We start from the raw sequence: 8,951 nt of genomic DNA, 5'->3' as shown, positions 1-8,951 counted from the left end.
ACTCAAGGATATTTATAAGAATGCAGAAACCATTATGGCACTCGATGCCGAATATATGACCGCTTCCTTTGTGGCTCTATTTTTTTATTTTCTTTCTTGACAAATTCACTCGTCCATATATGACAAGGTAAAAACGTCATTGCGAGGAGACCGTAGGTCGACGAAGCAATCCAGAAAAGCGATAGAGATGGATTGCCACGCCACCTACGGTGGCTCGCTAATAGACGACTTTTCTACTTTATTTTCTTAAACTAACGCCTATGCGACCACACAGTGGTCTCGCTAATAGGCGGAGTAATATTAATGGGGTTAGCTATATAATGCTTAATCTTTGAAACAATAATAAACTTTGGTAACAATATGACAATAGAAAAAGTTACAATAAATAAGGCTGCAGAGAGAGTGTCTTTATCTTTAAGTAGACTTACTTGTCAAGTGCCTAATTATAAATCAGAAATTTTATCATTAAGTAAGGTAAAAAATGGAGAGCCACTTTTTAATAAATTTATACAAAAATTTTTAGTTTATATTCCTGTAGATTATAGGTTTAGAGATAGACAAGAATTATTTGGCGAGTTTGCTTATAGTGCTTTTCAGTTCTTTAAAGAAAAGCAACCTAGTAAAAGGAAATTGCAGATTGTCAGTACGGTAATTGAAAATAATCCTGCTATTAATATTTTGTTATTGAACGAAAATAAATCATTCATAGTTGATTCGATTATTTGTTTGTTAACAACTCTCAACTTGAAAGCTAAATTTTTACTTCATCCTGTTATAGCTTGCGTAAGAAACAATGATGGTCATTTACAAGAAATATTGGATGTAAAGCAAGATAGTGACGAATCTTTAGTACATATAACTATTTTAGGGAATTTTGATCAGAGCGATATCAATTCTTTAGAAAATTCTCTGAATAAAACTTTAGATCAGGTCGATACTACTCATAATGTGTGGTCTAAATTATTGAACAGAGTAACAACGATTTCAAATGAGATTCAAAATAATCAACAATTACACAATAACTATTTAGATTATAATGAGTCTATAGATTTCTTAAATTGGCTAAAAGATGATAATTTTACTTTTTTAGGTATGATTAACTTTGATCTAATTTCCAAAGATTTTTCCTCAGAGGAAGGTGTCCAGAAAATATGGCAAGGACAAGATACTAAAAATGAAGTTATTGATATTATTGAACGCTCAGCAAGCCCATTACATAACAATAAATTAGTCATTTTAGGTAAAATTAATACCCTATCAAGTGTACATAGAAATAACTTAGTAGATTATATTTTAATCAAGAAGATCGATCAGGATAAAAAGTATCTTTCAGGTAGCATAATTTTTGGTTTATATAGTTCTGCAATATATTACCAGCTAATTACTGATATTCCTATATTAAGACAAAAGCTACAATTCGTTCTAGATAAATCTGCCTTTCCGACTGATGGATATAATACCAAAAAGCTTAAAAGTATAGTTCAATCTCTACCGAAAGAAGCTTTGATACAGATTGATGAAGGTGATCTATACTGTATGTGCTTACATGTACTTTCAGGTATGATGAGTAGAAAACTCAAATTATTTATTCAACAAGATTGGTCTGGTTCTTTTATTAATATCATAATATTCTTATCAAGAGATCGTTTAACACCAGAAGTACATAGTGCCATAAATTGTTATTTATCCGATACACTTAATGGGGTAATATTATCAGATTATATGGCAGAAGTGGCAGAAAATTTTTCATATTTATTTGTTACGTTAGAGGTGCAGAATAAAAATAGCCTTAATTTTGAAGTTGAAATAATAGAGCAAGAATTAGATAAACTTTCCACTCGTTGGAGTGAAGATTTTTATCATAAATTATGTAAAAATTTTGGTGAATATCAGGGAGGAGTAAATTTTAAACTTTTTGATCCAATTTTTCCTATTGATTATAGAGAGAAATTTAATGGGCAAACAACTTTAATAGATATTGAGTATCTAAAAGAGGCAAGTATTTATCACAAGCCTATATTTAATTTAATTACTATAAATAATAGTGAATTCCGGCTAAAAATTTACAGTCCTGCTCCCAAATTAGCTCTTTCCGACCTACTACCATCTATAGAAAATTTGGGATTCAAGGCTATAGATGAACAAAGCTTTGCTATAAAAGGAACAGAAGATATTAGACTTCCTGCAAAAGTCGCTTATGCTGAGGGATTTGAAGGAGACTTGGCACGCAGAACCGCAGCGTACTTAAAGGTACGTGAGGATTCGAGTACCGACTCGACGTACAAATCACCAGCAGAAGTAGAGTTTTGCGGGAAGTCTATTAAAGAGAGTTGGATATATGAGTTCACTCTCGAACCATTAATAACTATTGAAGGCAATATTGATTTGCTTAAAGCCAATGTAGAAGAGGCTTTAGATAAAATATCTCTCGGACTTTTAGATAATGATTCTTTAAGTAAATTAATAGTGTTATCAGGATTTAATTGGTGGCAAGTTAAGTTAGTCAAAGCATTAACTAGATATTTACATCAAACAGGCTTTATCTATGGTAAGGGTTATGTTCAACTGACCTTAATAAAGCATTTTCTATATACTAAAATGCTAGTTGATTTGTTTGATGCTAAATTTAATCCGGCAAACTTTTCAGATGAACGTACAAAAACTATAAAAGACAGTATCCTTAGCTATCTTAATAAAATCACTAGTAGCAGTGAGGATAAGGTTTTAAGGCATATGTTTGGTACTATTGAAGCTATTGTTAGAACTAATTGCTATCAATCTAGTTCTATAGTCAATTCAGGAGAATTTGGGGCTAGGAGCGATGGAGCGACGCCTATAAGTAATAGGCGAGCGACGAGCGACAACGTCCCCAACTTCTCATCAATTGACTATAATTTACAGAATGGAGATAACAAACATAATATAGTCTGTAAAAATTATTTTTCTTTTAAATTTAATTCAAAAAAAGTTCCTAATTTACCTTTGCCAGTGCCATTTGCTGAAATATTTGTTTATGCTAATGATTTTGAAGCTATTCATTTACGAGGTGGCAAAGTATCTCGTGGTGGTATTAGATGGTCTGATAGAGGAGAGGATTATAGAATAGAAGTATTAGGGCTAATGAAAGCACAAAGTACCAAAAATTCGGTCATTGTGCCTTTTGACGGCTCAAAAGGTGGGTTTTTCGTTAATTTCACTGATGATAATATGACTCGTCAAGAATATATGGCAAGAGTTATAGAATGTTATAAGAATTTTCTCCGTGGTTTACTTGATATCACTGATAATATAGTTAATGGCAAAATTGTCCAACCACAAAACACTATTATCTATGATCAGGAAGATCCATATTTAGTAGTTGCAGCAGATAAAGGTACAGCAACGTTCTCAGATCATGCGAATAGTATATCTGCTGAATATAATTTTTGGTTAGGTGATGCTTTTGCTTCCGGGGGATCAGCCGGTTATGACCATAAGAAAATGGCTATTACTTCAAAAGGAGCGTGGATTTCTGTAGCAAGTCATTTCTATGCTATGGGTCTTGATATACAAAAGGATCCTATTACTGTTGTTGGTATTGGTGATATGTCTGGAGACGTCTTTGGTAATGCTATGCTTAGGTCTAATGCAATAAAACTTGTTGCGGCATTTAATCATAAACATATATTTATTGATCCACAACCCGAGCCGATTATTAGTTTTAATGAACGTATGAGATTGTTTGAGTTGCCTACATCAAATTGGTCTGACTATAATCAACAGTTAATTTCAAAAGGTGGCGGGGTTTTTGAACGAAGTAGTAAATCTATTTTGTTATCGGCAGAAGCTAAATCATTGCTAAAGATAGATGTTGACCAACTAACCCCAGAACAGCTGATTAGAGCTATTTTACAAGCAGAAGTTGATTTGATATGGAATGGTGGTATAGGAACCTATATAAAAGCTTCGACAGAAAGTCACCTAGATATAGGTGATAAGGCAAATGATAATCTGAGAGTCAATGGTAAAGATATTAGAGCTAAAGTAATAGGGGAAGGTGGAAATATTGGCGTATCGCAACAAGGTAGAATAGAATATAGCAAGCTCGGTGGACAGATAAATACTGATTTTATTGATAATTCAGCTGGTGTTGATTGTTCAGATCATGAAGTAAATATAAAAATCGCTCTTAATCAAGCTATGGTTTCTAAAAAAATCAGTTTAGAAGAACGTAATAAACTACTGTTTGCTATGACTAAACAAGTTGAAGAGTTGGTATTAGTTGATAATTATAAGCAGAATCAAGCGATTAATATCATGCAATTATCTCGTATTTCGACTATCGAAATATTTAGCCAATTTATTGATACTTTAGAAGAAGAAAAATTAATTGATCGAACTGTTGAGTTCCTACCAACTAGAGAAGAGTTAAATAGAAGGGCTCTTAATAATGAAAGTATAACTCGTCCTGAGCTTTGTGTATTACTTTCTTATAGTAAACGCTCAGTCTATCATGATTTAATAACAGCAACATTCTCAAAAGATAAATATTTTGAGTCTTATCTGATTAATTACTTTCCAGCATTAATGCAAGAGAAATTTCGTGAAGAAATTTTATCTCATCCACTTAAGCATGAAATTATTCGAACCGTTGTAACAAATAAAATTATTAATCAGTTAGGTGGTCCATCACTTAATCTTATAAAACGTGACACTGGTGCTGCTCTTTGTGATATAGTTCGTTCATATACCATTATTTGTGAAATTTTTGATTTAGATAATTTATGGACTATAGTGGAATCTCTAAATGCTATAGAATATAAAGTTAAAATTGACATGTTTACTGAACTTGCTAAAATTATGCGTAGAGGTATCTCCTGGTTTTTAAAGCATATAAAACATCCTATCAATATTAGCGATACCATTGATGAATTTTATCAACCATCTAGAATGCTTAGCAAAGTGGTGAGTAAATTTCTCTTAGGAGAAGCTAAAAATAAATTCGATGATAAAGTTAAGCAATATGTTTTGTTGGGAGTGAAAGACGAGATAGCTCAAAGGGTCGCAACTCTCGATAGCTTAGTGTCAGTTTTTGACATAATCTATATTGCCAAAAGAACCCAGGCTACAAATAATGATGTTGCTAGTTTATATTTTGCTACTGGTAGCAAATTTAGTATTGATTGGCTTCGTAAATCTTGTGATAAACAGCTAAATGATTCTTATTGGAATAGATTATCAACGCAATCATTAAAAGATGACTTGTATGATAAACAAAGACAATTATTAACTAAAATAATTAACAAATCCAAAGTAAATATTGATTTAGATTTATGGATTGATAATAATATAGATTCTGCGTCTATTTTCCTAGATTTTGTCAAAGCAATTAGATTGCAGGAAAATATTGACTTAAATATTTTAATTTTAGCAAATAAGAAGTTTGAAACCTTCTTGCGTAAACTTGAGTAGCGTGTTATGTCGTCATCCCTAAAACAAGCAAGAATAGAGTCTGGCAAAACTCTTGAAGAGATATCTGATTATTTGAAAATTAGAAAGCAATATTTAGAGGCTCTTGAAGAAGGAGACCTAAGTTCAATGCCAGCGGAAGTTTATGTGAAAGGTTATCTTAAGTTATATTCAAATTATTTAGGGATAGTTTTGGATACAGGTGAGGAAGATGAGCAGGAACTCCCTAAAGATATTGATTTCAAAAATAGGGCTGGTTCAATGGTATCTGATTATAAATGGAAAAAACAGCTCATTATAATTTCTATTTTAACATTAATAATAATTCCAATAATTTTTCACTTAATATTACCATATGAATGACAATAAATACTGATTTGTTACTTAAATTAATGCAAGAAGTGGATCAAGGGATTGAAGGTCTTTTGTCGGATATTGCGGAACAGCATCAAGAAATTAATAGACTGAAAGATGAAAATAAATATCTCAAGGATAATTATACAAAAATACTTGAGCAAATAGCTGTATATATTGCTGAATTGGAAGAAATAAAACATAAAAACACATAATATAGATGTCTATAGTAACAATAATACTAGGTAGCAAAACTTTCCAACTGGCATGTAGTGACGGATCGGAAGAAGAATTGTGCAATCTTGCAGCCAAGTTAAATGAAAATATTACCCAGATAAAAAAAGCTAGCCCATCAGCATCATTTGAACTATTATTAGTTATGTCCGCCTTAAGTTTACAGGAACAAGTACAAAATTTGACTAATAAAATTGCTAAAATCGATGGCGATAAAATACCTTGTGAAGAAGAAAAATTTGCAGAAACATTAAGTACTATAGCAGGATATTTAGAAGAACTTGCACGAAAGATTGGAAAGTGATATTATCGTAAAATACTTGGAATATTTACTTAAAAAACACTTTTTAAAACAGAAGAGTGTAATAGACGAGCTACTTGGTTCGTGAGCTTAACGTATTGCCCTGGGACTATAATTTTTACTATTAGGAAACATTCCTGTCTGAGTCTATTATGCAGATATATGGATTCCATTTATATATACTAGGTTCTTTGAGGATCTTAGGCAACGACCAAAGTGGTTCATTTTTTAGGCAATTTTTGTGTTATACTACATCAACAGGATTCTTACTAATAATAGAGTGCGGTCTGCTCTATTAATGTTGGTAGGCTGCTTTACTACTTTATTACTAGTAACTTATAATCCAGACGATCCTTCCTTTAATTCTGTGACAGCCAAATATCCAAGTAATTTATTAGGTTATTTTGGTTGTTATTTGGCAGATATTTTTTACCAATTTTTTGGTATAGCGTCGTTTATTTTACCCATTTGTTGTTTTTTTTGGTCTTTGAGTGTGTGGCGTTTAGAGAAAAAATGGGTTACCATCCGGATAATGGTGATGCTGCTTTCAATTATATCATTATCGATAGTCTGCACTAAGATAAAAATTGATTATTTACCGGCTGGTGCCGGCGGAACAGTCGGTACTATTATTTACCCACTAGTCAAACAATTAGATGCTAGAGCCGATTATGCTTTAATTATTGTCACGTTTATTTTATTATTTTTACTGGCAGAAATAAAATTTTCAGCTTTTTGGAATGCTATAATTAAATTACTCAAACTAATACCTTATAAAAAAATTATATCCTTACCTACAATATCAACAAATAGCAACTCAACTAAACCAGTTTTGATAAAAAGGGCTACTTTTGTTAATCAAGAAGAAGCTTCATATGCTGACAAAATGGATTTAGGGAAAAATAATGATCCACAATCTCATTATTTAAAGAAACAATCTGCATCAAGAAAAGAAAATGACCAATTACCAGACTTACCACCTATCGAATTATTAAAACAAGCTGATAGCCAAAATATAAAAGTGGAAACTTTATCAGAATTACAACATAATGCCCAAATATTGTTGACTGTTCTTAATGATTTTGGTGTTAAAGGTCAGGTCATTAATATTAATCAAGGTCCGGTTGTCACCTTATATGAATTTGAACCAGCTGCCGGTACTAAATCTTCTAGGATTATAGGTTTATCAGACGATATTGCCAGATCATTATCTGCAATATCAACTAGAATAGCTGTAATACCGGGTAGAAACGTCTTAGGTATTGAATTACCAAATAAACAACGAGCTTTCTTTTGTCTAAGAGAATTAATTGAAACCCCAGAATATCAAGATAATAGCATTATGCTACCATTGATTTTAGGTAAGGATTTAGCTGGCAAGCCTTTTGTTGCAGACTTAGCAAAAATGCCCCATTTATTAGTTGCAGGTACGACTGGTTCAGGTAAATCAGTGGCAATTAATGCGATGATAATTTCCCTACTTTACCGTTATACCCCAGAAGAATGTCGGTTAATAATGATCGATCCTAAAATGCTTGAATTATCAACCTATGATGGCATACCACATCTTCTAACCCCAGTGGTTACCGAACCAAACAAAGCGGTAGTAGCCCTTAAATGGGCAGTAAAAGAGATGGAAAATCGTTATAGAGCAATGTCAAATATTGGGGTAAGAAATATAGCTGGTTATAATGCTAAAATTTTGGAAGCTGCGTCAAGCGGTAAAATATTAGAGCGTTCTATCCAAACAGGATTTGATTCAGAAACCGGCAAGCCTATTTATGAAAAAATTGAAATGAATATGGAGAAATTACCGTTCATTGTAGTAATTGTTGATGAAATGGCTGATTTAATGCTGGTAGCTGGCAAGGATATCGAATTATCGATACAACGTCTTGCTCAAATGGCAAGAGCTGCAGGTATTCATATTATCATGGCAACCCAAAGACCTTCTGTTGATGTTATTACTGGGGTAATTAAGGCTAATTTTCCAAGTCGTATCAGTTTTAAAGTAACTTCTAAGATTGATAGTAGAACTATTCTTGGTGAACAAGGCTCTGAACAGTTACTCGGTATGGGAGACATGCTTTATATGGGTAATTCGTCAAAGATTACCAGGGTTCATGGTCCATTTGTTGATGATAAAGAGGTAGAGAAAGTAACCGAATATTTAAGAGCAACAGGAACTCCTGAGTATCTTTCAGCAGTGACCCAACAACTAGATGATGATGAAGTAAATGTCGAAAGTTCTGGAGATGATTCAACTAGTGACGAGACTCTATATAAAAGAGCGGTACAAATAGTACAATTAGAACGAAAAGTATCAATTAGCTATATACAAAGATGTTTACGAATTGGTTATAATCGAGCTGCTACTCTTGTGGAGAAAATGGAACAAAATGGGGTAATATCCCCTCCTAACCACACTGGTAAAAGAGAAATATTATTGCCAGAGAATTAAAGTTATTACTTCCTCATTGTGAACCGTAGAGTGTGTCGTCACGAGATTTGAGCCAACATTAGTAAAGCCCTTAAACAAAGACCCGCCATGTATGATTTTGTATTTTTAGCATATCTTGTTGCTATACCACGCCATTCTTTAAATTTTTGAAAT

The 8,951-nt window shown here is 32.6% G+C and carries 4 protein-coding genes and 3 pseudogenes; all 7 read left to right on the top strand.

Going from position 1 to position 8,951, the window contains the following annotated elements; all coding sequences use genetic code 11:
- Positions 1 to 360: 360 nt before the first annotated feature.
- Positions 361 to 1,542, top strand: a pseudogene (locus tag RiCNE_RS08580) (NAD-glutamate dehydrogenase); the annotation flags it as partial.
- Positions 1,543 to 1,560: 18 nt separating this feature from the next.
- Positions 1,561 to 2,784: pseudogene (locus RiCNE_RS08490) on the top strand (palindromic element RPE1 domain-containing protein); the annotation flags it as partial.
- A 147-nt stretch (positions 2,785 to 2,931) separates the two neighbouring features.
- Positions 2,932 to 5,451 (top strand): annotated as a pseudogene (locus RiCNE_RS08420) (NAD-glutamate dehydrogenase domain-containing protein); the annotation flags it as partial.
- 6 nt (positions 5,452 to 5,457) lie between these two features.
- Positions 5,458 to 5,811 carry a helix-turn-helix domain-containing protein gene (locus RiCNE_RS04480; RefSeq protein WP_094649412.1) on the top strand — a complete coding sequence of 118 codons (354 nt, stop codon included), beginning with the start codon at positions 5,458 to 5,460 and terminating at the stop codon, positions 5,809 to 5,811.
- On the top strand, positions 5,808 to 6,017 hold the full coding sequence (locus RiCNE_RS04475; protein WP_094649411.1) for a hypothetical protein: 210 nt from the start codon (positions 5,808 to 5,810) through the stop codon (positions 6,015 to 6,017). The genes RiCNE_RS04480 and RiCNE_RS04475 overlap by 4 nt, the downstream gene beginning before the upstream one ends.
- Positions 6,018 to 6,022: 5 nt before the next feature.
- Positions 6,023 to 6,340, top strand: a complete 318-nt coding sequence (locus RiCNE_RS04470) for a cell division protein ZapA (protein ID WP_094649410.1) — start codon at positions 6,023 to 6,025, stop codon at positions 6,338 to 6,340.
- A 238-nt stretch (positions 6,341 to 6,578) separates the two neighbouring features.
- Positions 6,579 to 8,798, top strand: a complete 2,220-nt coding sequence (locus tag RiCNE_RS04465; protein ID WP_094649409.1) for a DNA translocase FtsK — start codon at positions 6,579 to 6,581, stop codon at positions 8,796 to 8,798.
- The last annotated feature ends 153 nt before the right edge of the window (positions 8,799 to 8,951 follow it).

This window comes from Rickettsia endosymbiont of Culicoides newsteadi, assembly GCF_002259525.1.
In the GTDB taxonomy this organism is placed as follows: Bacteria; Pseudomonadota; Alphaproteobacteria; order Rickettsiales; family Rickettsiaceae; genus Tisiphia.
Note: the sequence above shows the minus strand (reverse complement) of the source record. Positions and strands in the feature narration are given on the sequence as shown.